Here is a 25,122-nt window from a genome sequence, read left to right as displayed (position 1 = left end):
GACTTAATTGAAAATGATTATCATTACTAAGTACGGTTTTAATTATATATAAGGCTTGGTGTAAAATCAACCTACTTTACTCAAAACAACATTAGAAAATTAGTGTTATAGAGAACCAATTATACATATATGGATAATAATCAAGAAAATTAAAATAGCAGTAAAAGGATATTTATCCCTTATACTGCTATTTTTTGTTCTGTATAATGCTTATATCATTGGTCAGCGTATGAACGCTGTTCTTCTTTAGAGCCATCTTCTTTATAGATGGTTAGTGAAGTTGCTTTCTTACGTGCAATTTCTACTGCTCTTGCTACGGCTTCTTCTTTTGTCGATAATACTTCACTTGCTATATCAGAACCAACGGATGCAACTGCCCAACCATCTTCATGCTTATAAACTTCTTCGCCTTCTTCTAATCGCTCTGGATTACTTGTCGATTGTTTTCCTTCTTCCGATCGTTTAGTCGGACTACCTTGATCATGATACGTATCTATTTCGCTTTGTGATGCATTTTGCTTCCAATTTTTTGCTTGTTCAATTGCTATTGGAATTGCTTGCCCTTCTTTGTAACCATCATCAATCATGGAATTTGCAATATCAATCGCTTTTTTTCTTGTAACTTTATCAAGATTCTTCATTGAACTTGGATAATCTTGCATTGTCCACACCATACATCTTCACTCCTTTTTTATATTGACTTCCCTATTCTTATGTATTTAAATCAATTTCATCATAAATTAAGATATAAAAAAGAGCCATAAAAGGGGGATTCCCTTTCATAACTCGCCATATTACTTATCCATTAATGATTGTCCCATAATAGTTACTCGTGAAGTATTTTTTAATTCTTCTAAATTAACAGACCCAATTCCAAACATCGTCATTTTCAGTTCTAACTCTAGCTGTTCCATTGTTTGGATAACATCTTCTGGTGTTTCCATTGCAGCTTTCAATAAATGTCTTGCAAAGCCTACGATATCAGCTCCAATCGTAATTGCTTTCGCTGCATCCAAACCTGTTTTCATTCCTCCACTTGCGATTAATGGTACTTCAGGTAATTCTCCACGAACAGAAACAAGACAATCCTTTGTTGGATTTCCCCAGCTATTGAATGCTTCTGCAGCTGCTTTATTTAATGGATCTTTGGAACGTAATTTTTCCACCTGACTCCAAGATGTACCTCCAGCACCTGCTACATCAATGTAGGAAATACCTGCATCATACAAGCGTCTTGCTACTTCACCGTCAATACCAAAACCTACTTCTTTAACTCCCACTGGAGCATTTACTTGTTTACAGACTTGCTCTATTTTTGGTAGTAAATCTTTAAAATTAAGGTCCCCTCCATCTTGAACCGCTTCTTGTAGACTATTTAGATGAAGAACAATAGAATCTGCATTGGTTTTATCAATAATTCTTTGACACTCTTCTGGACCATAGCCGTAATTTAATTGAACAGCTCCAATATTAACAATTAATGGTGCAGTAGGCGCTTGATTTCTGATTAGAAATGAATCTTTATGTTGATCACTTTCTAAGAAAGCCCTTGTTGAACCAATTGCTAATGCCCATCCTTTCTCTTCTGCAGCAATAGCAAGATTCTGATTAATAGTTGTCGCTAGTTCCGATCCACCAGTCATCGAACTTACCAAGAACGGCGCTTTTAATTGTTTCCCTAAGAAATTTGAATCCAAAGAAATGTCTGCAAAATCAATCTCTGGTAATGCGTTATGTATAAAGTTAATGCCCTCTAATCCTGTAGATTTATTTACTCCTTCTACATCTCCAGTAAGGCAAAGGCGTATATGCTCTGTCTTACGTTGGTTAATTCCTTTTTCCATTGATGTGACCTCCGCTAATGTTATATCATTACCTCTAGTGTAATGGTTTATGTACTGAAAATAAAGAAAGAGCTTTCCTAAGAAAAACAACTCTCCTATTTCAACGTAAATGAAATATATTCGTATATAAACTAATTCGATTTAAAGATATGTATTCACTACCGGTAATATAAAATTGAATTATTAATACCACTGAATCTCAATTTGATAACTTACCTCTTCTTTTAAAATTTGATTGTATCCTTTCGGCAATTAAGATACTATTAAATATAGAATAAATTAATTTAACTGAATTAATTGATAATTATAATTGAACACAAACTTATTCTGTTTCATATTCTATTAATACTAAACATCTATATTCGGAGGAAGCTATGTTAAAAGAGAAGGCAAAAAATTTTGCTACAAAGGCGCATCAAGGACAAACTAGAAAGAATTCTGATGAAGCTTATATCACACATCCAATCCGTGTTGCCCAAAGGCTTGAGCTAGAAGGCAGTTCGGACTCACTCGTTTGTGCAGCCTATCTACATGATGTTGTTGAAGATACTCCTGTAACAATCGATGACATTCAACATGAGTTCGGTAATGAAATCGCACAACTTGTAGCTGCTCATACAGAAGATAAATCTAAGACTTGGAAAGAAAGAAAACAACACACAATATATAGCATTCAAAACGCCCCTAAAGAAGTAAAATATTTGATTATCGCTGATAAATTAGACAATTTACTTGAACTTGAAAAAGAATATCAAATTCTAGGAGAAGCCATTTGGGCAAATTTTAATGCAGGGTATGAACAACAAAAATGGTATAATCAATCGATTGTTAAATATATGTATGCTGGATTGGATAAATCAGAAGTACCAGGTTATTTTTCAGAGTATGAAAATGCTGTCGACCGTGTATTTCCTCAAAAATAACACCCCCGATTTTGTACATATTTCTTTGTAACATTTCGGAGGTGTTTTTATTATTTCAAATAATGTCTATACATTTTAGACTGTTGCTGAGTCTCATTACTTATCTCACATTCATTTCACTTGGTAGTGCACCACTTCTTACATTCCTATCCAATTCATTAATCTCCTGCATTTCAGCATCCGTTAGTTCAAAATCAAATACATCTAGATTTTCTTCAATGCGATTAGGTGTAACGGATTTAGGAATAACAATCATTCCAGATTGCAAGTGCCAACGGAGAATCGTTTGGGCAACCGTTTTTCCTTTTCTTCCTGCTAAATTTTGTAGTTCTTCACTTTGAAGCACATCTTTCCCATTCATTAATGGACTATATGACTCTACATAGATATTGTGTTTCTCACAAAAACCTCGGAGCTCTTTTTGTTGTAAATACGGGTGACATTCTACTTGATTAAGTACCGGCACTACTTCGCATTCATTAAGAATTCTTTCTAAGTGCTCAATATCAAAATTGCATACACCAATTGCTTTAACTTTTCCATCTTTATATAACGTTTCTAAAGCTTTATATGTTTCTACATATTGGTCAAAGTTTGGAGTTGGCCAATGGATCAAGTATAGATCGACATAGTCTAAACCTAATTTTTCTAAACTAGCATCAAACGCTTTTAATGTATTTTCATAGCCATGATCACTATTCCACACTTTTGTAGTTATAAACATTTCTTCACGTGGTATCCCACTATTAGATATGGCTTCTCCTACTCCAACTTCATTTCCATATACTTTTGCTGTATCAAGTGATCGATATCCGACTTTTAAAGCGTGTTCTACTGGTGAAACAACTTCTTCATTGGGTACTTTCCAAACCCCAAAACCTAGTTGTGGCATTTTTAAACCATTATTTAAAGTTACATACTCCATACTTTTCATCCCTTTCATATAAAGTGTCTATTATTATACTTTATTCCATAGTTACATACGATTAATTAGGCTTATAATATCAAATCTTTCATAAATTTTTAACAATTCCCTTCATACTTTCTACCTATTTACCGATATTAAAGAAAACATATAAACGGGCGGGGGAAAATATGAAATTTTTTAAGAACAAAAAGATTAAACCTAAAGATAATATAAAAAAGAAAAAATCATCTCCATTTTCATTCATAAAATGGAAAAATAATAAAGAAACATCAAAGCGGAAGTTTTCCATTAATATAAAAGCCTTTAATAATTTAAGTATAGGAAACAAATATTTATTATCATTTTTAGTTGTTATCTTTTTCACTTTCAGTGCTTGGTTTTTTGTGAATCAAGAAGTTAAACAATCTAAAGAAGACACTGAAGCAGTGTATACATATAGCGAACAGGTAAGTACACTCAATCAACTATCACTAGCAATTCAAGGTAAAGATATACAAATTGCAGACTACCTACTAACGAGCAATAATTTATATGTTGATAGATTTAATGAATATAAGAGTCAAGTAGATCAACTAATAATTGAAGTCGAAGAGTTTTTAAAAACGGAAGATGAATATTTTAAAATAAGTCAGTTAAAACGGTCTGATGATACAATCAACAGTACATTTGAAGAAAAGGTAATTCCATCAATAGAGAACAATGATAATATAATGGCAAATACACTAAGAGAAACAACTTATCGTTTCCGTACAAGCAATGTTGATATAATTAATGAATTGATATCAGAAAAAGAACAAGCTCAAACTAAGGCTTCAGAAGCTGCAGAAAATAGTATGGATCGAATTTCATCAACACTAACAATGGCAAACTTAATCACCATCGCTATAGGAGTAACTATCTTTAGTATAGTTAGTGTTCAAATTTCCAGAAATCTGAAACAAGTTGTACAAATCACATCTAAAGTTGCAGCTGGGGATTTAACCGCAACCCATATGAAATATAACGGTAAAGATGAAATTGGCCAATTAAGTGCTTCTGTGAATCAAATGAAAGATAATATGAAAGCTATTCTAACGAAGGTATCTTCAGCAAGTAGTTCCGTATTAGAACGAAGCGATCATCTTACCCAAGCTGCAACGGAAGTAAAAGAAGGTAATTCACAAGTAGCAGCTACAATGGAAGAATTATCAGCCGGTGCAGAAACACAAGCCAATGGTGCTTCAGACTTATCCGAAAAAATGTCAGGCTTTGTAGAGGTAGTAAACAAGTCTCGTGAAAATGGAGATGAAATTACAAGTACAACAGAAAAGATGTTAGAACAAACGAATCAAGGAACTGCTTTAATGCGAAATTCTATGAAGCAAATGCATCGAATCGATGAAATTGTTAAAGTTTCTGTAGACAAAGTAAAAGGTCTAGATCAACAATCAAGAGATATATCGAATCTGATATCCGTTATTAAAGATATCTCTGAACAAACGAACTTGCTAGCTTTAAATGCTGCCATAGAAGCTGCAAGAGCCGGTGAACATGGACGTGGATTTGCAGTTGTAGCAGATGAAGTTCGAAAACTATCTGAACAAGTATCTAATTCTGTTGGTGAAATCACCACTATTGTTTCCAATATCCAAGATGGAACGAAAGAAGTTGTTAGTTCCCTTAATAATGGTTACAAAGAAGTTCAAGAAGGAACAACCCAAATCGAATCAACTGGAGATAACTTTAAAACAATTCAACATGGCGTTAATGATATGGTAAGTAAAATTGAACATATTACATCAGATTTATTAAATATCGTTGAAAATAGTACCAATATGAATCAACTTATTGAAGAAATCGCCTCGACTTCAGAAGAGTCTGCTGCTGGTGTGGAACAAGCATCTGCTGCTGCTCAACAGACTTCTAGCTCAATGGAAGAAGTGGCAGGCAGTGCCAACAGTCTAGCAGAACTTGCAATTGATTTAAATAATCAATTACAAGTATTTAAACTCAAATAAAATAAATAACCGAACTATTTTCCAGTCTCTAATCTACTTCGCTAAAGTAAAAATTCAAGAAGGAGTATATCATGCCTGGATTGTAGTTCGGTTTTATATTGTAAACATGAAGAATTCACCTTTACAAGTTTTCCTTGCTATTTTATTGATTTTTGCCATGGTATAAAAAGCATTGTTTTGTATGATCATTAACCATTCCAATAGCTTGCATAAATGAATAACAAATGGTTGGGCCTACAAAGCGAAACCCTCTCTTTTTCATATCTTTACTCATTTTTTCAGAAAGATCAGTATAAGCAGGAATTTCTTTATCATCTTCCCACGTGTTTAAAATTGGTTGCCCATCTACAAAACTCCAAATATATTTATGAAAAGAGCCAAATTCCTTGGCCACTTCAATACATTTATGCGCATTATTAATCACTGAGCTTATCTTTCGCTTATTTCGAATAATACCTTCGTTTAACAGTAATGACTCGACTTTTTCGTCTGAATAAGTTGCTACTATTTCCGGATAAAAATGGTCAAATGCTTCTCTATAATTTTCTCGTCTTTTAAGTATCGTTATCCAACTTAACCCTGCTTGAGCTCCTTCTAAAGACAACATTTCAAACAAATATCGGTCATCCTCATAAACAGGAACTCCCCATTCTTCATCATGATAAGAAATATAGATAGGTTCATCGGTAACCCAACCACAACGTCCTAACATTACGGGGCCTCCTCTCCTACTTTCACATCGTTATCATCATAAGATATCCAATCACTAAAACTACCAGGGTACAGTTTCACATTATGAAATCCTGCTGTCTCTAACGCAAGTATGTTTGGACAAGCAGATACTCCAGAGCCACAAGACACAATAATTTCATCGTCTTTTGAAAGATTAGCAAATAAGGTTTCTAACTGCTCTTTATCTTTCCACCTTCTACCATCTTTCGTAAGAACATCTTTCCAAAAATAATTAACCGCTCCAGGTATATGTCCTGCTCTTCGGTACAATGGTTCCTCATCTCCTAAATATCTTGAATAAGAACGTGAGTCGATTAATATCGTGTTGCCATTAGAAATCTTATCGCGCACTTCCTTCATATCGACTGTACGATTTTGTTTTAATTTAGGCTGGTAAGTGACTGGATTTAAAGAGGGAACTTCTGTTGTTACCGCTCCTCCTTCTTCTTTCCATTGATCTAATCCACCTTCTAGAATATAAACTTTATCATGCCCTACATAATCCATTAACCACCAGAATCGAGGTGCAAACATGTCATTTCCTTGGTCATAGACTACAACCGTTGTTTCATTCGTTACCCCTATTTGCCCTAGTTTATTTGTAAATAAATCCCAATCTGGTAGAGGGTGGCTACCTCCGTGTTTACCTGCCTTTCCAGATAAATCCTTATTTAAGTCCATATAAATTGCACCAGGTATATGCTCTTTCAAATACGCTTTACGTCCAGCATCGGGATCTTTTAAATTAAATCGTACATCCACAATTACAATATGATTTTGCGAAAATCTACGCATCAACCGCTGTACACTAATTAAATTTTTCATACTATCCCTCCTGCAACTATTTATTTACTATCATATCATTTTATAAAATAATTTACAGATATCTAAATAATCAATATATGGTAAACTAATAGAAAAAACGAAGAGGAGATACGATATGCAAAAACAACTTATCAATCGATTAATTACATATGCGAAAATAGACACGCAATCTGACGATCAATCTAGTACTACGCCATCAACTCCCGGCCAATGGGATTTAATTCACTATCTCCAAAATGAACTTAAAGAAATTGGAATGCAAGAGATCGAAGTAGATGAATATGGATATCTCATGGCTACATTACCAGCAAATACGAACAATGATATCCCGACAATAGGTTTTCTTGCCCATGTAGATACTGCTACGGATTTTACTGGTAAGAATGTTAATCCGCAAATCATTGATTATAATGGCGGAGATATTGTCTTAAATGAAACACTTCAAGTTATACTTTCTACTAAGGAATTCCCAGAGCTTCTTACCTATAAAGGGCATACATTAATTACTACCGATGGTACAACACTTTTAGGAGCTGACAATAAAGCAGGAATTGCTGAAATTATGACAGCTATGCAGTACCTCATCCAACATCCAGAAATAGAACATGGTACCATTCGTATTGCATTTACACCGGATGAAGAAATTGGACGTGGTCCACACAAATTTGATGTTACTCGTTTCAACGCTAAATACGCATATACCATCGATGGTGGGCCATTAGGAGAGCTTCAATACGAAAGCTTTAATGCAGCAGCAGCAAGAATCACTTTTACCGGAAATAGTGTTCACCCCGGAACTGCAAAAAATAAAATGATCAATTCAGGGAAGATTGCTGCTGAATTTATCTCAAAATTTCCCGATCAGGATTCACCCGAACATACAGAGGGATATGAAGGGTTTTATCATTTAATATCTATCGAAGGTGATGTAGAGAAAACCAAAGTTTATTACATTATACGTGATCATGACCGTAATAAGTTCGAATCTCGAAAAGCGACATTACAAAAATTCGCTACTGACTTGCAACGTAAATATGGAGAGAATGCTATTCAAGTGGAAATGGAAGATCAGTATTATAATATGCGCGAGAAAATTGAGCCAGTAAAAGAAATTGTCGATATAGCTAGTGAAGCTATGAAACAATTAGATATCGATCCTATTATTCAACCAGTACGTGGGGGAACGGACGGATCCCAACTCTCATATATGGGGTTACCAACTCCAAATATCTTTACCGGTGGAGAGAATTTCCATGGTAAATATGAATATATATCTGTTCAAAATATGGAAAAATCCACGAAAACGATTATTGGTATTGCTAAACTATTTGCCGAGAAATTCAAAGACTAATCAAGCTACCTCTAGTTTTGAATCAGTGGTAATTAACTTGCCACTGGTTCAAAACAAAACCCTTCACTAAATCAACTAACCCTCTTTAATTTGCTATAAATTCAGAAATTACTTACTTATAGTTTTAGCTACTCAACCTCATAAAAATGTGAGAAGATATAATCTGCAAAATTAATTATTTCTATTTACAAATTAACAAAATATATATAAAGTGAGCCTTCCATAATCGTTGGTTTTTTACTTCTGTAATAATGATAATGAAGACTTATCAGGGTGTGAATGTCCTTATCCTATTTTAGGCTAGTCGAATAAATTTTACGCACACTTTCACACCTCGAAACAGAAAATGACATAGTAAGAGTTAGGAGCGTTAATTATGCAACGTTTGCTTTGGTTGTTGCTATTGATCGGTGTACTACTATTTTTCATGACCTCATGCCAATCTAATGATGATACCAATTCATCTTCTCAAAATAATTCAGAGAATCCGTCAGATGAAGAAGATGTAACAGCTAATCAAGAATATGAAAAGTTACCCAAAACTCCTCTACAAAAACTAGATCAAGGAGAACAGGTAGTTGCACTTCAGTATTTTCTCGAACAGTTAGGGTACAGCTTTTCTGATCAAGGTAACTATAACGAACAGGTGACTTGGGCTATAACTGATTTTCAAATACAACAAGAAGATTTATTGGTCTCTGGGATATACGATGAAGACACCAAACAAAAAATAGAGGAAGTCATTCAATCCGAGAAGACATATAAACCAGGTAAGGGGCTACCAGCACCGACAGAACCTGCGTTTACAGATGCAGGTACAGAAGTTATTTCAAACCCATATGATCAGTTAGTTCTTGTTAATAAAGATTTTTCATTGCCTGCGGACTATATTCCAGATGATTTAGTTATACCAAATGTTCCTTTCCCTTTCATTGAGGACATTCCAAAAAAATATATGCGCCAAGCTGCCGCTGACGCATTAGAAGAATTGTTTGCTGATGCACAAGAAGAAGGCTTAGAGCTATATGCACAATCTGGATACCGATCATACGACCGCCAGGATACTATTTTTGCAGCAAATGCCGCTGAAAATGGTGAAAAGCACGCAAACAAGTATAGTGCTCGTCCTGGAGAAAGTGAACATCAAACGGGACTGGCTATGGATGTAACAAGTCCGGAAGTTAACTTTAGTCTAGAAACAGAATTTGGTGAAACAAAAGAAGGAAAATGGGTAAAAGAAAATGCTACGAACTATGGTTTTATAATTCGGTTCCCAGAAGGTAAAGAAGAAATTACTAAATATCAATTTGAACCTTGGCATTTACGATATGTAGGGCAAAAAGCAGCAGAAGAAATCATGAATCAAAACATTACTTTAGAAGAATATTTGGAGAAATAATTCGTAAACGTCCTCTAAATTAGAGGGCGTTTTCATTGTAGATTTTGCTAATATAGAGGAGTAAGAAAAAATATGTAACCTCTAAATTCATGCATTTCTTTTTATGCATGCTTAGAAGAGGTATCTGCTTTATTTAAAGCATCATCAATTTGTTTATCTAATGCTCGAATTCTTGTTAGCGCTAGTTCGGGGTCGATTTCTTTATAGTGATGATTGCCACCATACTCTTCATCAGCTTCATCTGCCATTGCCACAACTTGTTGAAGTGGATTTAGTTGCAATTCGCCTTCTGGCAGATAAGAGTCAGTATGAAGTAAAATAGCAACAGCGATTTCTTTTGCTGCTTGTCGCTCTTCACCATTTCGAATTAAAAGTTTATGCGCACGACTCGCACCTTTAATCGCATGAATATCATTTTCTTTATAGAGATTATAATCCCATTCACCATTACGATACCATGTATAGTGACCAATATCGTGTAAGAGTGCTGCTTTTGTGGCAAGATCTGGATTTACTGCAAATCGCTTAGAAAAAATATATGCGTATTCCGCCACTGCCACTGCATGGGCAACCCCAGAGCGTTGTAAATACTTCTTTGTGATTGGGTGAACAAAAATCTGTTCCAAAGTAACTCTTTCCATACTTATGCTCCTTTCTTTCGTGTATATTAATTTAATTACCGAATTTCACCGAATATAAACATGTATGAAAAAAGCACAGACTATATAGCTACTGCGCAACAATATTTTCTATTCAGTTAATTTTCGCAAATACCTTTCAAAAAAGATATTAGTTTATTTTACCTCTTTACAAGTCAGTTGTAAAGTAGTTTACTCAAAATTTGCAAAGAATGTGCGCTTCCGTTACAATTTAATTGATAACAATTATCAATTAAATTGTATAGGGGTATGGGTATGGAAAGAACTGCATTAGCGAAACTTATTAGAGAACGACGTGCCATAAAAAAAGGTTACACAAATAAAGAAGTCACTGAAGATAAAATAAAAGAATTATTAGAAGATGCAATATGGGCACCCACACATGGAATGAGACAGCCTTGGCGCTTTTTGTTTGTCAGTCAAGAACACTTGCCTGTTTTCGCAAAAAAAGTTGCATCTACTTACCCTGAAGAAAGACAAGAAAACAGAGAAAATTATTTAAATGAACCTAATGCAATACTCGTTGTTGTTATGGAAGAGTCTGATATTCCAAAGCAATGGGACGAAAACTACGGGGCTGTTGCTTCCATGATTCAGAATTTCTGGTTGCTTGCATGGCAAGAGAAACTTGGAGTTGTATGGAAAACAAACCCGCATATTTACGATGATAACGTTAAAGATAAATTAAACATCCAAAAAAATGAAAAAATCGTTGGTTTTCTTCATTTAGGTTACTTTGAAGAAATACCGCCACAGAAAGAACGGATCTCGGTCGATGATAAATTTGAAAATTTTCTGGGCTAACAGGAGACTTCGGTCGATTAATAGAGTTAAGTGACTGGACTATAGAAAAAAAATTCAAAAAGGTTATTGACAATTGCTTGTCCTTTCCGGTAAGATAAATTCAACAAATTGATGAACCGGCACTGACGAAGAAGAGTACTTAATAAAAACCCTAAAGAGAGCTGATGGTTGGTGGGAATCAGTGGGATATTTTATTAAGGAATGGACTTCTGAGCTCCAAACCGAACCGTTAACTGAAGTAGGCCTTGGCGAATTTGTCTCTCGTTATCGAGACTAAGTAGATAATTTATTATCCTACTTTTAAAGTGAGCTGAACTTCAGCTAATAAAGGTGGTACCACGGTCCCTCGTCCTTTTTAGGATTAGGGGCTTTTTTGTATTCAGACAACTAAATAATTGCAAATCATTGAGTAAGAGGAGTAGATATTCAGGAAGCGTTACAGAGAGCTAGAGGTTGGTGAAATTCTAGCACGTAGAAGAGTATTGAATGGACTTACGAGAGTTTTCTTGAAACATAGACTAGTAGGGAAAAACGGGTTTCCGCCGTTATACGGATAGGATATCGGAGAATAGTTGCTCCCGTATCTGAAAATGAGTTGGGAAAATATTTTCTCAAATGAGGTGGCACCGCGGTTCCTATCGTCCTCTATAAGCACATTACTGTGTTTATAGGGGACTTTTTTTATTCAACCAAATTTAAATGAGGAGTCGAAGACATGAGTATCCGTTATGTAATTGAGAAGCAACCAATCGATCAATTATTACCTATTCAAGTTCTAACACAACTAGATAGTCCAAAGAAATATTTATTGGAAAGCAGTTTTCCACATGAAGAAAAAGGACGCTTTTCATTTCTTGGAAGGAGTCCATATCAAGAAATCCTTGGTTTCGATAATCGTACAAAGATTTGTAACTATAAAACTCATGAAGATAAATGGGTTGAACAACATGCCTTACATTATATAAAACAGCATCTACCTAAAATAGAAATCGATATTTCCTTTCCATTTTATGGGGGAGCAATCGGATATATCGGCTACGATACGATACGTTCCTTTGAGCACATCGGGGATAGATTACCTGATAAACGAAACATGCCAGACATACATCTGATGTTGTTTGAAGATACGATCATATTCGATCATGAAGAAGATACATGCTACCTACTTGTGATTGATACGGATTCATCAGCTTCTGAACATATTTTACAGAAACGTCTAGAACAACTCAGAGAAATTATGAAGAAAGCAAGAGTAACAATGCTCCCCTTCCCTGCGAGATATTCATTCACTCCAGAAATGGACCAAGAAACATTCGAAAGTAATGTAGCTATTGCAAAAAAATATATTGAAGAAGGAGATATTTTTCAAGTTGTATTATCTCAACGAATGCAGGCAAAAGTCGAAAATCCAGAAACATTTTCCATCTCATTTTATGAACAACTGAGACAATCGAATCCTTCACCTTATATGTTTTATATGGATTTTAATGATTACCTCATTCTCGGAGCTTCACCAGAAAGTCTCATTGAAACAAGTGGAAAGAAAATCATCACAAATCCTATAGCTGGTACAAGAAAAAGAGGTAGTACTGAAGAGATTGATCAAATGCTGACAGAGGAATTGCTCTCTGATGAAAAAGAAAGAGCAGAACATCAAATGCTTGTAGATTTAAGTAGAAATGACCTTGGAAGAGTATGTGAAATTGGAAGTATTGATATTCCGATATATATGAAAATAGAAAAATATCAGCATGTCATGCACATGGTCTCTGAAGTCACTGGCATTCTAAAATCAAACTACTCTAGTATTGATGCATTAATCTCTTGTTTACCAGCAGGAACGGTATCTGGAGCACCAAAAATACGCGCAATGCAGATAATCAACGAGTTAGAACAAAACCAAAGAGGTCCTTACGGTGGAGGTATTGGTTTTATCAATTTTCAACAAGATGTACACATGGCTCTAGCTATTCGAACTGTGATCGTTAAAGATGATAAAGCATACTTACAAGCAGGAGCAGGAATAGTCTATGACTCCATACCTACAAATGAGTATATTGAAACATTAAATAAAGCCAAATCTTTTATGGAGGTGGACGATCATGATTTTATTAATCGATAACTATGACTCGTTTACGTATAATCTCTATCAATATATTTCTGAATTTGATAAGGAAGTCCATGTTATTCGAAACGATGCTATTACTCCTGATGAGATTCGAGCACTGCAACCAGAAGCCATTGTTATATCTCCTGGGCCAGGTTCTCCAGAAAAAGCAGGAAATTGTTTGAAGATTGTCAGGAAATTATACCGAGAATTCCCAATACTCGGTATTTGTTTAGGCCATCAAGTACTAGCAGAAGCTTTAGGGGGAGAAATAAAGCAAGCCAAGGTGATAAAACATGGAAAAACATCAACTATATCAATAAAGGAATCACAGTTATTACATTCACTTAAGAATCCAATACAGGTCATGCGGTACCATTCACTTATAGTTGATTCTAAAAGTCTATCTCCAAATTACCAAGTGACTGCACGATCCTTGGATGATAATGAGATTATGGCGATAGAACATAAACAACTACCACTTTTTGGAATGCAATTTCATCCAGAATCCATTGGCACAAAGGATGGAAAGCAAATCATTCGGAATTTTTTATTACAAATCAAGGCGTTACAGGAGGATGAAAATAATGAAGCACTCACTTCATAAAATTATTGATCGACAAGATTTATCCACAGAAGAAATAAAAGAAGTATTTACACATTGTTTTTCAGAAGAAGTATCTGATTCGGAACTAGCAGCTATTCTTATCTCATTAAAAATGAAAGGAGAAACCGCGGAAGAAGTAGTTGGATTGTCTCAAGTTATTCAAGAACATTCTCCTTTCCTATTAAACTTTCACCAACCAGTAATGGACAATTGCGGAACTGGTGGAGATCGTTCAAACAGTTTTAACATCAGTACTTGTTCTGCTTTTGTATTAGCTGGAGCTGGTGTAACCGTAGCAAAGCATGGAAATAGAAGTGTATCAAGTCAAACAGGTAGTGCGGATGTCTTAGAAAAACTAGGCGTATCTTTAGCTTTTACAAAAGAACAAGTAAATGAAATGTTAGAAAAAAATCAAATTGCTTTCTTGTTCGCACAACATGTACATCCGACGCTAAAACAGGTGAGCAAAGTAAGAAAAGATTTACGAATACCTACTATTTTTAATTTCATCGGACCATTAACGAATCCTGTTCACTTAAATTCTCAATATATTGGAGTCTATGATCCAGCAGCTATTCCAATGGTGGCAAAAGCTGCACAACTACTTGGAAGAGAACGAGCAATTGTGATCCATGGTGCTGGTGGTTTAGACGAGGCTTCTTTACAAGGAGAAAATCAATATATACTCGTTGAAAATGACCGATTAGAGGAAAGAACAATTCATCCAGAAGAGGTTGGTTTATCTGTATATCCGAATGATGAAATTCAAGGAGGAAATGCAACAGATAACGCAAATATCTTACTGTCTATATTAAGAGGTGAAGAAAGCGCGTATCTGGATACCGTACTTTTCAATGCAGGCATTGCATTGTTTACTACAAGAAGAGTGGGTTCCATTTATGATGGCGTTAAACTTGCTAGAGAAAGTATTAATTCTGGTTCAGCATTAAGCAAACTCAATAACCTAATCACTTTCAGTAAGAAAGTTAGCGAGGTGGTTTAGATGACTTTTCTAGCAAAAATCTTAGAAGAAAAACAAACTGAAGTAAGGATTAGAAAACAAGAGAAAAACGATTTAGGGACCCGAAGTATACCTGTTTATTCGTTGATAAGTCAAATCAACCAAGCAAACTCACTATCCATTATTGCTGAAATTAAACGCGCTTCTCCTTCAAAAGGAGAAATTCAAATGGACCTTGATCCCGTCGAGCAAGCTAAAAAATACGAGCAAGCAGGTGCATCTGCCATATCTGTATTAACAGATCAAAATTTTTTTCAAGGTTCATTAAAGGATTTACAAAAAGTAAGTGAAGCAGTTTCGGTTCCAGTTCTTTGTAAAGATTTTATTATTGATGAGGTTCAAATTGATGATGCAAAAGATGCAGGGGCTTCTATTATCCTGTTAATTCTAGCAGCTTTACCATTAGAAAGATTCCAGGAATTATATAATTATGCTTCAAATAAAGGACTTGAGGTCATTTGTGAAGTGCATACTGCAGAAGAGTTAAAAAACGCCTTAACGATATCACCAGCTATTGTTGGCATTAATAACCGTGATTTAAAATCCTTTGAAGTTGATTTACAAACTACGAAACAACTGGCTCAACTAGTTGATAATAATACTATAATCATTAGCGAAAGTGGCATGAGAACAGCTGGTGATGCAACGCTAGCTGCCGAAGCTGGAGCGAAAGCTATTTTAGTTGGAGAGACGTTTATGAAATCAAATCAATTAGAAACAGATTTTAATAATCTACGCGTGCCCCTTGTTGAAAGGAGTTTATAAATGTTTATAAAAATATGTGGAATTTCTTCCATTGATACTGCTCTAGCAGTTGCGGATGCTAACGCTGATATGATTGGATTTGTATTTGCCCCAAGTAAGCGACAATTATCCATCCCTCAAGCTGAGGAAATAACAAAAAAACTTCCTCACACCATTCAAAAAGTGGGGGTATTTGTAGATGAACCTTTAGAGAATATTCTATCAATAATCGAAAAGCTAAATCTCGATATTGTCCAGTTACATGGGGATGAAACTATTGCCTATCAAAAAAAGATTCCAATTCCCATTATTAAAGCATTTCCAGCAACTACAGAGGGATTACAACAAGCAAACCAATCATCGGCTAAATATATTTTAATAGACAGTCCCCCTGTTCAATCATCAAGAGGAGGAAACGGTGTAACATTCAATTGGAATATGCTCAAAGATCAGCCTTTTACTGACAAATTAATATTAGCTGGTGGTTTAAATACAGACAATATACTTGAAGCTATCCAAACTGTAAGACCAGCTGGAGTTGATGTCTCAAGCGGAGTAGAACTAAACGGAAAAAAAGATGTCCAGAAGATCAATCAATTTATTACTAAAGTACAAAAAGAAAGAAAGGATGTATTGCAATGACTACTTATTCATTTCCAGACATCAAAGGAAAATACGGAGAATTCGGTGGAAGATTTGTACCAGAATTATTAATGCCTGCAGTACTTGAATTAGAAAAAGCCTATGAAGATGCGTTGAAAGATGAGAAATTCACGGAGGAACTTCAGACATATTTAACGGAATACATCGGACGTGAAACTCCTCTATATCACGCTAAAAAGTTAACTGAACATGCGGGCGGTGCACAAATCTATTTAAAACGTGAAGATCTAAATCATACTGGTGCTCATAAAATTAATAATACCATTGGGCAAGCACTACTCACTTTAAGAATGGGTAAGAAAAAAGTTGTGGCTGAAACTGGTGCAGGTCAACATGGTGTTGCGACTGCGACAGTATGTTCTTTATTAGGATTAGAATGTATTGTTTTTATGGGTGAAGAAGATATTAAACGTCAAAAGCTAAATGTCTTTCGTATGGAATTGCTGGGGGCAGAAGTAGTCAGTGTCTCCCAAGGTAGTGGAACTTTAAAAGACGCTGTGAACGAGGCTCTTCGCTATTGGGTAAATAATGTCAATGATACTCATTATATCATTGGATCGGTGGTCGGCCCTCATCCTTTCCCCAAAATTGTTCGTGACTTTCAATCTGTGATTGGAAAAGAAACCAAAGAGCAAAGTATGAAGAAAATAGGATCCTTACCTGATGCTGTTGTAGCATGCGTTGGTGGTGGAAGCAATGCGATGGGCATGTTCTACCCATTTATCGACGATAAGGAAGTGACCTTATTCGGTGTAGAAGCTGCAGGAGCAGGATTAGATACCAATCAACATGCAGCAACCCTAACTGGTGGTTCTCCAGGTATGCTACATGGTACATTTACGTATTTGCTTCAAAATGATTTCGGACAAATTGAAGAAGCATTCTCTATTTCAGCAGGTCTTGATTATCCAGGAATCGGTCCAGAACATAGTCACCTTCACCAGACTAAAAGAGTGACATACTCCTCAATTACTGATGAGGAAGCACTTGAAGCTTTTCGACTTTTATCCAAAACAGAAGGCATTATCCCTGCATTAGAGAGTGCCCATGCAGTTAGTTATGCTACAAAATTAGCGAAGGAAATGAATCCTGAACAGTCTATAGTTATTTGTTTATCTGGTAGAGGGGACAAAGACGTAGAACAAGTCAAAGAAAGATTAGAGGGGGAACAATAATGGGAAAAAGTAAACTAGATGGTGTATTGAAAGCAAAAAAGCAAGCAAATAAACCTATATTTGTACCCTATATCATGGCCGGAGATGGTGGCATGAATAATTTAAACAATCGTATTCAGTTTTTAGAAGAAGCAGGTGCTTCTGCCATCGAACTCGGTCTTCCTTTTTCTGACCCAGTAGCAGATGGACCTGTAATTCAAGATGCTGGACAACGTGCGCTAGCAAATAAAACTACGATAAGTTCTGTATTAGAAGAATTAGAAAAATATAAATTGCAAAGAAATATCCCTATTGTTCTTATGACCTACATTAATCCTGTATGGAAATATGGCTTCGATCAATTTGCTAGAGATTGCTCGAAGGCAGGTGTTGATGGCATAATTTTTCCAGATATTCCAATGGAAGAAGAAGACGATGTAGCATTTTCGTTAACTCAGCACGAGATTGCATTTATTCGCTTAGCTGCCATGACGAGCACAGAAGATCGACTAGAAAGAATAGCAAAACGATCAGAGGGATTTCTATATGCAGTATCTGTAACTGGTACAACAGGAGAACGTGCTCAACACGAGAAAGATGCGTATCACTTTTTAAAAAGACTCAAGCAAGTAAGCTATGTACCAGTTTTAGCTGGATTTGGCATATCTACTGCTGAACGCGCAAGAGAACTATCTGCTGCTTGTGATGGCGTAGTCGTAGGAAGTAAAATTGTTCAGTTATTTGAACAGGGTGATGAAGAAGCAATTTCTTCTCTAATTCAAGAGAGTATAGGAGTAGAAGTAATAAAGTAATCTGTTCATTTTATTGTATATGGATTCTATGCCCCTATTAGAGTACACCTTTTTAATAAGGTAAGATAAATTTTGTTTATCTTACCTTATTTTGTTACGTATTTCTATTTTAGTAAGATAAATACTATTTATCTTACCTCTTTTGTCTGTGTATCTTCTTTCTGGGAAGATACACATTTTTTATTAAAAAGAGCCCACCTTAACTTCGTGGACTCCTGCTTTTTATCTAGTTATTGAACGAATATAGTCATATTGCACGGATAATTTCTCGCGTAATAAATGCTCTTCATTTTTCATATAAATATCTTGTTTTTGATTTCGATATCTAAATAATTTCTTCAACATTACTATCACCTTCCTTTTCTAAAATGACCGGTCAGTTTCTTAATATATGAGGAACCATCTAAAATGATTCCAAATTTAGGCATTAGCTGTTAAATATGCGATAAGCACTCTTTCCATTTCCTTAATACGTGCCTCTAGCTTTGACTCATCATAACCAATAACAGCGTGTAACCAAATTCCATCATGCAACGACCAAAACATGGATGCAGCTGCTTCAGCATCAATGTCTTGCTTGATTTCCCCTGTTTTCTGTCCTTGCTCAATAATCTCTTTCGTTAATCCAAACATGTCGTCAAACCGCTCAACTAAAATATGTTGAACTTCTGGTGAGTCTGTAGAATATAACCAAAACTCAACATGTACACGCATAAATTTTTTCTTTTCAAGACTAAATGGAATATCTTCTCGGATCCAAAATTTCAGTTTTTCTAGTGGACTATTGATTTTTGCTAATTTAATAGTAAGGTCTTCTACCATTTCCTGACGTTTTTTCTTCAGCAAATGAATAAAAATTTCTTCTTTGCTTTTGAAGTAGTTGTAGACTGATCCCTTACTTAAATTCGAATATCGAACAATATCGTCAACTGTTGATGCATAGTATCCCTTGGCAGAGAAACACTCTAAAGCTGCTTCCAATAAATGTTCTCTACGTGCTTCTTTTTCTTCTTCAGAAATTCGTGGAGCCATGATTGCACCTCTTTATAAAACTGACTGGATAGTTTATATAAATAGTAGTCTTTTTTGAAACAATTTACAACCCTTTTGATTTTTCTTTAATTTCTAGCAAAAAAGAACCCTCCTCCCTATAGAAGTCAGGTTCTTTACATCTTTAATTATTCAGCTAATAATGGATATACTCCATCTTTATCATGTGTTTCAGTTCCTACTAACGCTGGGTTGAACACACATACCATACGCATTTGAGTTTTTGCACGTAAATAATGCTTATCATTATCATTTAAAAGATACATCGTTCCTGGTTTTAACTGCCATACCTCACCAGTATCCTTTTTCTCTACTTCTCCTTCACCTTCAATGCAGTATACTGCTTCAATATGGTTTTTGTACCAGAAGTAGCTTTCTGTCCCTGCCTTAATAATCGTATCGTTAAGGCTAAATCCAACATTATCTTTATTTAAAACAAAACGTCTGCTTTCCCACGTTTCCCCTTTTTGATGATCCTCTGTACCTTGAATATCTTCTAATGATTTTACGATCATTATTAAAACTCCTCCTTATTTCTCTAGTGCTGCTTGAATACTTTCTTCTAAGATGTCCATTCCTTTTTTAATACCATCTTCATCAATAATTAATGGTGGAAGGAATTTTACAACTTCATCCTTAGCTCCGGATGTCTCTAGAATTAACCCTCTAGAAAATGCTTCGGCGCAAATTTCGCCTGCAAGTCCATCTACATGAACTCCGATACCGAGCATTAATCCTCTACCTCTTAAATCTGCATTTAACTGAGGGAACTTTTCTACAGTACGTTTCATTCTCTCTTGGAATAGAGAACTCATCTTCTTAATATTTTGAGAGAATGATTCCGTTTTCCAATTATTTAATGCTTCTGTAGCTGCTAAAAATGCAAGGTTATTCCCACGGAATGTACCGTTGTGTTCACCTGGTCCCCATTGATCAAATTCAGGCTTAATTAATGTAATCGCCATCGGCAACCCAACTCCACCAATTGATTTTGACAGACAAATAATATCTGGGTTAATTCCTGCTTCTTCAAAGCTAAAGAAAGTACCCGTTCTTCCACATCCTGCCTGCACATCATCAATGATTAATAGAATGTCCCATTTTCTGCAAATTTCTTCGATTTTCTTCACCCATTCAAGGCGAGCAGCATTAATCCCGCCTTCTCCTTGAACTGTTTCTAAAATAAATGCAGCTGGTAGCGCTACTCCACTTCCAGAATCCTCTAGGAAACGTTCAATATATGCAATTGAATCTTGCCCATCTACATATTGATCAAATGGCATAGAAATTGCATGATTTAACGGTATTCCAGCTCCATTACGTTTAAAGGAATTACCTGTAACTGATAGGGAACCGATTGTCATTCCGTGAAACGCATTAGTAAAACCAATAACCGTATCTCTTCCTGTTACCTTACGAGCAATTTTTAAAGCACTTTCAACCGTATTCGTGCCTGTAGGGCCAGGGAACATCACTTTATAATCCATGTTACGTGGTTTTAGAATAACCTCATTAAATGACTCTAAGAATTTTTTTCGTGGTGTGGTAGCCATATCAAGGCTATGAATGACACCATCATTTTGTATATAATCAATCATGACTTTTTGCATTTCACTTGGGTTATGACCATAATTTAGTGCACCTGCCCCAGCAAAGAAGTCAATATATTCGTTTCCATCTTTATCCCAAAGCTTATAGCCTTTCGCTTTTTCAAATACTACCGGCCAGCCACGACTATAGCTTCTTACCGCTGATTCCATTTCTTCAAATGCAGTCATATCATTCCGGGCTTTATCAACAATCGTTGTCATTATATCATCCTTTTATTTTTATTTTTTCTCATTGGCCCTATTCTAAAAAGTAGTTCCTCTTCATGTTCTTCATCTTTAGCCGGAAAATGTTCTGTTTTAAAATAATCGCTAATCTTCCAGTTTGTATGAATCTTTCTTGCTAATCCTAGGAACAAGTAATTGGATGGTTTATTTGAAGGGGCAACTGTCGCCTCAATAAAATTAACCGACTCGTTCCACTCAAGTAATTGAAGTAACATCTTGGTTGCTAATCCTTTTCCTCTTTGCGTTGAAGAAACGGCAACCTGCCATATAAAGAGGGTATCTTCCTTTTCAGGATGCATAAATCCCGAAATAAATCCGACAATTTGTTGTGTTTCTTTATGCTCTACGACGATGGAAGATTCTGCGAAAACTTCGCACCATAGTACATAACTATACGATGAATTTAAATCTAAATTTCCTATCTCTCTAACTAGTTCCCAAACGGGACCCCCATCTTCTTTTGTTGGTCTTCTAAAGTAATACTCATCCGTATCTACCTTTAACTTTTCAGCAACATCTAAAATCGTAGTGATGCTTTCACCTCCAAATTATTTGAACAATCACGTCTTTTAGAATATAAATAATTTACCAATTCGTCAAAACGGATTAATCGTGATTAATAGCGATTAATGCCCATTAAATGGACTGAGCTTCGTTTAGATGCCATCGCTTATTAAATAGTCCCAAATCGTGCCAAATAGTTAAAAATTTGGATAACCTAAAAATTTCCAAATAGAAACTTCCTTATTATATAGTTGAATTTTATGTAATCATAAAAAAATGGAGAAACCGTCTTGCGGTTTCTCCTATTCATGGGTTGTTGGAAGTTGATCTATGACAAATCTTGTCTAGATTCAATATAATATATGTGAAAATTTGCAAACACGTATCGTCACATGTATCAATGCAAACATACATTTTTTATAATAAGTTTCATTTAATATCGGAATTCCAATTCTTGAGGCATAATTTGAATTTGTTCTTTAAGTAATTGTTCTGATAATTCACTAACTACAATATGTCCTTTATAAGAACTGTCTCCGTTTTCTATATTAATAACTTCTAAATTGATTTCTAAGTTACTATTAAGATTTGCAATATACATATAACCATTTTTTTCTTGTAATAACGTTCCATATCCAGTGTCTTCTCCATTTAAAGTTGCAATTGTATCTATCTCTTGCTTATTAATATTATACTGTTCTATGTACCTAGCCTCAGCTTCTTCCCTTAGGTAATAGACAAATTGATTACGTATTATATGATTACTCCCAAGTGCAATAGTGTTAGGAATTTCAATTTTTTCATTATTAATCAAATCCAATAAAAATAATTGTCTAACATCTTCTACATCACTATCATCCATTGACCGCTCAGAAACATATTCTCCATTTTCATTAGTGTAACTAATAAGTTCAGGACTATTATACTTTTCAAACATTACTACCTTTTGGTTCTCCGTAAATGTATCATCAATCAATTGGATAATATCCGTTTTCTCTTGATCTTCCTTACCAATAATTTTACGCTCTTCTACTAATTGATTGTTTTTCATATCGATTGTATACAAATAGTACTCATAATTTTCACCAGCTTCCCCATTAATATCTAGAGAACTTATAATAATATATAATTCATCTTCCACATATTCAGTAGAATTAACACTTATATAACTACCCTCTATATTTTCAAAAGGATACTCAAATTTATAAACTTCCTTTGTTTGTTTATCTAGTAATTCAATCAACAGATTTTCTTCCTCATCGTCCACACTCGTATATATTATTTTTTCATCTGTTTCATGATACAAACTATCATCCATTGATTTCCCTCTCATAAATGATTGGTACTCGTCGATAAAACGATTTAAGCGTTCATGTTGATAAATACTTAAACCATTACTTAATAACACATTTTCTTGACTAGATCTTTCAAAATTATTTGGAGTAGAAGAAAAATAATCTTCTTGATATGGAGTGAATAAGTGTCCTTTAATACTTAAATCCTCTACAATCTTTTCTTCTCCAGATACAGTTTTCCATTCTAGATTGATTTTAGAAGTTTCCATATGAACATAATAGATAACTATCGCTATTGTAGAAGTAATTATAATTGCCCATAACCCCCAATATTTTTTTATATGCTTCATTATTATTCACACCCTTATTTTGTTATTTAATAAATGGCTGCTTAACCATATAGACAGAACACTTATTATAATCATCACAGAAGTCTCTAACCAAAAAGCTTCATGTGTATACAAATGAAAAAAGTATTGAAAATAATACGGCGTAAATATAAATGTGCACACTATAATTGCATAAAGAAAAGCAAACCCTATACCTATGAGACGATAACTTCTTTCTAATAAAACCATTGTAAAAATTCCAATTGTAAAGACAATACCTAAACCATAATGAATAAAAAAACCGCTAATTGTCTGTGGTAATAGTATAGACAAAAAATAATTCGCTTGGACCATAGCTCCTAACGCCATATCCAGCCGATAATCAACAGGAACAAATAATTTTAATATAAACTGAAGAATTGGCATCATAATTAATTGAATTGTTATAAAACCGAATATAAAAATGAATATTGTACTAGCTTTAGAGAAAAATAGATTTAATCTGTTCGTAGGAAGCGTAAGTAATCGATACGCAAAAGTATTTTTTCCTATCCAGTCTCTATACCAAATAAATAAAAGGTAAATAAGCAATGAAACTACGGCTACTCCAATTGGTCCCATAAAGTAAATTGAATTTACCACTTCCATCATTGACAGTTTTCCAAACTCTAATATGAAATCTTCAGTAGTCCGCTGACCTTGAATCAGATATCGTTCCATATCACTCAGATATCGCATTGAAAAAACAATAGCCCCTATTACTTGGCTCAAGACTAAAATACCTACTAATGGTAAGAATATCGGTAAAAATCGTCTAAATTCAAAGTTCACTAATTTCCCAAAATTACTCAAGTGCGATACACCTCTCTCATTACGTCAACAACAGATTTCCCTTCATCTTCTCGCAATTGCTCTGTATTAAATTCTTTAACAACTACTCCATTATCTATTAAAATTGCCTTGTCAATTAAATGTTCAATATCATTAATTTCATGAGTTGTAATGATAACTCCCCTGTCTTCAACGAGATGACTAGTAAATACATCAGTAATTTGTTCTCTGCTAAAGATATCGATTCCGGAAAAAGGTTCATCCATAAGAATATAATCCGCGTCCATCGCAAGTCCCATTAGCATATTCACCTTTGATTTATTTCCTTTAGAAAGATTCATGATTCTTTCTTCTCGATCAAGTTTAAAGAAGCTTAACATCTCATCCGCACGCTTTTGATTCCAGTTTGAATAAAAATCATCCATAAAAATAAATGCTTCCTTAATTTTCATTCTTGGTAATAGCGTGATGGTATCTGGAATATACGTAAGCTTTTCATACGTATTCTTATTTAACAGATTCCCATCGATAGTGATCTTTCCTTTACTAATTGGAGTAAGATTCATAATTGATTGGAGTATAGTCGTTTTTCCAGATCCATTAATACCGATCAAGCAAGTTATTGCACTTTTTTCTGCTTGAAACGTAACTCCGTTTAGCACAGACTTTCTTCCAAAACGTTTATATACATCAGTTAATTCAATCATT

The 25,122-nt window shown here is 34.8% G+C and carries 26 protein-coding genes and 2 other annotated features; of the genes, 12 read left to right on the top strand and 14 right to left on the bottom strand.

Annotated elements, in window-relative coordinates; translation table 11 throughout:
* Positions 1 to 215 precede the first annotated feature (215 nt).
* Together C794_RS02760 and fni are read right to left on the bottom strand one after the other, a co-directional pair.
* Complete coding sequence (locus C794_RS02760; RefSeq protein WP_017795619.1) at positions 216 to 674, bottom strand: DUF2188 domain-containing protein; 459 nt, start codon at positions 672 to 674, stop codon at positions 216 to 218.
* A gap of 120 nt (positions 675 to 794) precedes the next feature.
* Complete coding sequence (fni, locus tag C794_RS02755) at positions 795 to 1,844, bottom strand: type 2 isopentenyl-diphosphate Delta-isomerase (protein WP_017795618.1); 1,050 nt, start codon at positions 1,842 to 1,844, stop codon at positions 795 to 797.
* A 374-nt stretch (positions 1,845 to 2,218) separates the two neighbouring features.
* Between fni and C794_RS02750 the strand changes: the two genes are divergently transcribed.
* Positions 2,219 to 2,767, top strand: coding sequence for an HD domain-containing protein (locus C794_RS02750; RefSeq protein WP_017795617.1), 549 nt, complete (start codon positions 2,219 to 2,221; stop codon positions 2,765 to 2,767).
* A 100-nt stretch (positions 2,768 to 2,867) separates the two neighbouring features.
* On the opposite strand, the gene C794_RS02745 is transcribed toward C794_RS02750, so the two are convergent.
* On the bottom strand, positions 2,868 to 3,692 hold the full coding sequence (locus tag C794_RS02745) for an aldo/keto reductase (protein ID WP_017795616.1): 825 nt from the start codon (positions 3,690 to 3,692) through the stop codon (positions 2,868 to 2,870).
* Positions 3,693 to 3,862: 170 nt separating this feature from the next.
* Between C794_RS02745 and C794_RS02740 the strand changes: the two genes are divergently transcribed.
* Positions 3,863 to 5,692, top strand: coding sequence for a methyl-accepting chemotaxis protein (locus tag C794_RS02740; protein WP_017795615.1), 1,830 nt, complete (start codon positions 3,863 to 3,865; stop codon positions 5,690 to 5,692).
* A gap of 142 nt (positions 5,693 to 5,834) precedes the next feature.
* Here the strand turns inward: C794_RS02740 and C794_RS02735 are convergent, their stop codons facing one another.
* Both C794_RS02735 and C794_RS02730 read right to left on the bottom strand, forming a co-directional pair.
* Complete coding sequence (locus C794_RS02735; RefSeq protein ID WP_017795614.1) at positions 5,835 to 6,404, bottom strand: DNA-3-methyladenine glycosylase I; 570 nt, start codon at positions 6,402 to 6,404, stop codon at positions 5,835 to 5,837.
* Positions 6,404 to 7,249 carry a sulfurtransferase gene (locus C794_RS02730; protein ID WP_017795613.1) on the bottom strand — a complete coding sequence of 282 codons (846 nt, stop codon included), beginning with the start codon at positions 7,247 to 7,249 and terminating at the stop codon, positions 6,404 to 6,406. The genes C794_RS02735 and C794_RS02730 overlap by 1 nt, the downstream gene beginning before the upstream one ends.
* Positions 7,250 to 7,364: 115 nt before the next feature.
* Here C794_RS02730 and pepT point away from each other — a divergent pair, with 115 nt between their 5' ends.
* Together pepT and C794_RS02720 are read left to right on the top strand one after the other, a co-directional pair.
* Positions 7,365 to 8,600: a peptidase T gene (gene pepT / locus C794_RS02725; protein WP_017795612.1), complete on the top strand. Its 1,236-nt coding sequence runs from the start codon at positions 7,365 to 7,367 to the stop codon at positions 8,598 to 8,600.
* A gap of 376 nt (positions 8,601 to 8,976) precedes the next feature.
* Entirely contained in the window at positions 8,977 to 9,999 is a 1,023-nt protein-coding gene (locus C794_RS02720; RefSeq protein ID WP_017795611.1) for a D-alanyl-D-alanine carboxypeptidase family protein, read from the top strand.
* A 101-nt stretch (positions 10,000 to 10,100) separates the two neighbouring features.
* Here C794_RS02720 and C794_RS02715 read toward each other — a convergent pair whose 3' ends face one another.
* On the bottom strand, positions 10,101 to 10,640 hold the full coding sequence (locus C794_RS02715) for an HD domain-containing protein (protein WP_017795610.1): 540 nt from the start codon (positions 10,638 to 10,640) through the stop codon (positions 10,101 to 10,103).
* A gap of 273 nt (positions 10,641 to 10,913) precedes the next feature.
* Here C794_RS02715 and C794_RS02710 point away from each other — a divergent pair, with 273 nt between their 5' ends.
* The 8 genes from C794_RS02710 to trpA all read left to right on the top strand — a co-directional run bounded on the left by C794_RS02710 (position 10,914) and on the right by trpA (position 18,570).
* Positions 10,914 to 11,462, top strand: a complete 549-nt coding sequence (locus tag C794_RS02710) for a nitroreductase family protein (RefSeq protein ID WP_017795609.1) — start codon at positions 10,914 to 10,916, stop codon at positions 11,460 to 11,462.
* Between the two features lie 113 nt (positions 11,463 to 11,575).
* Positions 11,576 to 11,819, top strand: a binding site (T-box leader).
* A gap of 39 nt (positions 11,820 to 11,858) precedes the next feature.
* Positions 11,859 to 12,111: a binding site (T-box leader), on the top strand.
* Between the two features lie 66 nt (positions 12,112 to 12,177).
* The gene (gene trpE, locus C794_RS02705) at positions 12,178 to 13,584 is read left to right on the top strand and encodes an anthranilate synthase component I (protein WP_017795608.1); all 1,407 of its coding nucleotides are present in this window, start codon (positions 12,178 to 12,180) and stop codon (positions 13,582 to 13,584) included.
* Positions 13,565 to 14,176, top strand: coding sequence for an anthranilate synthase component II (locus tag C794_RS02700; RefSeq protein ID WP_017795607.1), 612 nt, complete (start codon positions 13,565 to 13,567; stop codon positions 14,174 to 14,176). Before trpE ends, C794_RS02700 begins: the two co-directional genes overlap by 20 nt.
* Positions 14,157 to 15,179: an anthranilate phosphoribosyltransferase gene (gene trpD / locus C794_RS02695; RefSeq protein WP_017795606.1), complete on the top strand. Its 1,023-nt coding sequence runs from the start codon at positions 14,157 to 14,159 to the stop codon at positions 15,177 to 15,179. Before C794_RS02700 ends, trpD begins: the two co-directional genes overlap by 20 nt.
* Positions 15,180 to 15,962: an indole-3-glycerol phosphate synthase TrpC gene (gene trpC, locus C794_RS02690; protein ID WP_017795605.1), complete on the top strand. Its 783-nt coding sequence runs from the start codon at positions 15,180 to 15,182 to the stop codon at positions 15,960 to 15,962. It abuts the gene before it with no gap.
* Positions 15,963 to 16,583, top strand: a complete 621-nt coding sequence (locus tag C794_RS02685) for a phosphoribosylanthranilate isomerase (RefSeq protein ID WP_017795604.1) — start codon at positions 15,963 to 15,965, stop codon at positions 16,581 to 16,583. It begins immediately after the preceding gene.
* The gene (gene trpB / locus C794_RS02680; protein WP_017795603.1) at positions 16,580 to 17,779 is read left to right on the top strand and encodes a tryptophan synthase subunit beta; all 1,200 of its coding nucleotides are present in this window, start codon (positions 16,580 to 16,582) and stop codon (positions 17,777 to 17,779) included. The genes C794_RS02685 and trpB overlap by 4 nt, the downstream gene beginning before the upstream one ends.
* Positions 17,779 to 18,570, top strand: coding sequence for a tryptophan synthase subunit alpha (trpA, locus tag C794_RS02675; RefSeq protein WP_017795602.1), 792 nt, complete (start codon positions 17,779 to 17,781; stop codon positions 18,568 to 18,570). The genes trpB and trpA overlap by 1 nt, the downstream gene beginning before the upstream one ends.
* Before the next feature lie 222 nt (positions 18,571 to 18,792).
* Here the strand turns inward: trpA and C794_RS21145 are convergent, their stop codons facing one another.
* The 8 genes from C794_RS21145 to C794_RS02635 all read right to left on the bottom strand — a co-directional run bounded on the left by C794_RS21145 (position 18,793) and on the right by C794_RS02635 (position 25,121).
* Entirely contained in the window at positions 18,793 to 18,915 is a 123-nt protein-coding gene (locus tag C794_RS21145; RefSeq protein ID WP_017795601.1) for a hypothetical protein, read from the bottom strand.
* A gap of 75 nt (positions 18,916 to 18,990) precedes the next feature.
* Positions 18,991 to 19,602, bottom strand: a complete 612-nt coding sequence (locus C794_RS02665; protein ID WP_017795600.1) for a TetR/AcrR family transcriptional regulator — start codon at positions 19,600 to 19,602, stop codon at positions 18,991 to 18,993.
* Between the two features lie 146 nt (positions 19,603 to 19,748).
* Positions 19,749 to 20,135 carry an ectoine synthase gene (locus tag C794_RS02660; RefSeq protein WP_017795599.1) on the bottom strand — a complete coding sequence of 129 codons (387 nt, stop codon included), beginning with the start codon at positions 20,133 to 20,135 and terminating at the stop codon, positions 19,749 to 19,751.
* A gap of 15 nt (positions 20,136 to 20,150) precedes the next feature.
* Entirely contained in the window at positions 20,151 to 21,431 is a 1,281-nt protein-coding gene (ectB, locus tag C794_RS02655) for a diaminobutyrate--2-oxoglutarate transaminase (protein ID WP_017795598.1), read from the bottom strand.
* The gene (gene ectA, locus C794_RS02650) at positions 21,431 to 21,979 is read right to left on the bottom strand and encodes a diaminobutyrate acetyltransferase (RefSeq protein ID WP_026133697.1); all 549 of its coding nucleotides are present in this window, start codon (positions 21,977 to 21,979) and stop codon (positions 21,431 to 21,433) included. Before ectA ends, ectB begins: the two co-directional genes overlap by 1 nt.
* A 413-nt stretch (positions 21,980 to 22,392) precedes the next feature.
* The gene (locus tag C794_RS02645; protein ID WP_017795596.1) at positions 22,393 to 23,604 is read right to left on the bottom strand and encodes a hypothetical protein; all 1,212 of its coding nucleotides are present in this window, start codon (positions 23,602 to 23,604) and stop codon (positions 22,393 to 22,395) included.
* Positions 23,605 to 23,610: 6 nt separating this feature from the next.
* Positions 23,611 to 24,435, bottom strand: a complete 825-nt coding sequence (locus tag C794_RS02640; protein WP_017795595.1) for a hypothetical protein — start codon at positions 24,433 to 24,435, stop codon at positions 23,611 to 23,613.
* A complete protein-coding gene (locus C794_RS02635; RefSeq protein WP_017795594.1) occupies positions 24,432 to 25,121 on the bottom strand; it encodes an ATP-binding cassette domain-containing protein in 690 nt (229 codons plus the stop codon). The genes C794_RS02640 and C794_RS02635 overlap by 4 nt, the downstream gene beginning before the upstream one ends.
* Position 25,122 lies beyond the last annotated feature (1 nt).

The organism is Oceanobacillus kimchii X50 (assembly GCF_000340475.1).
In the GTDB taxonomy this organism is placed as follows: domain Bacteria; phylum Bacillota; class Bacilli; order Bacillales; family Amphibacillaceae; genus Oceanobacillus; species Oceanobacillus kimchii.
Note: the sequence above shows the minus strand (reverse complement) of the source record. Positions and strands in the feature narration are given on the sequence as shown.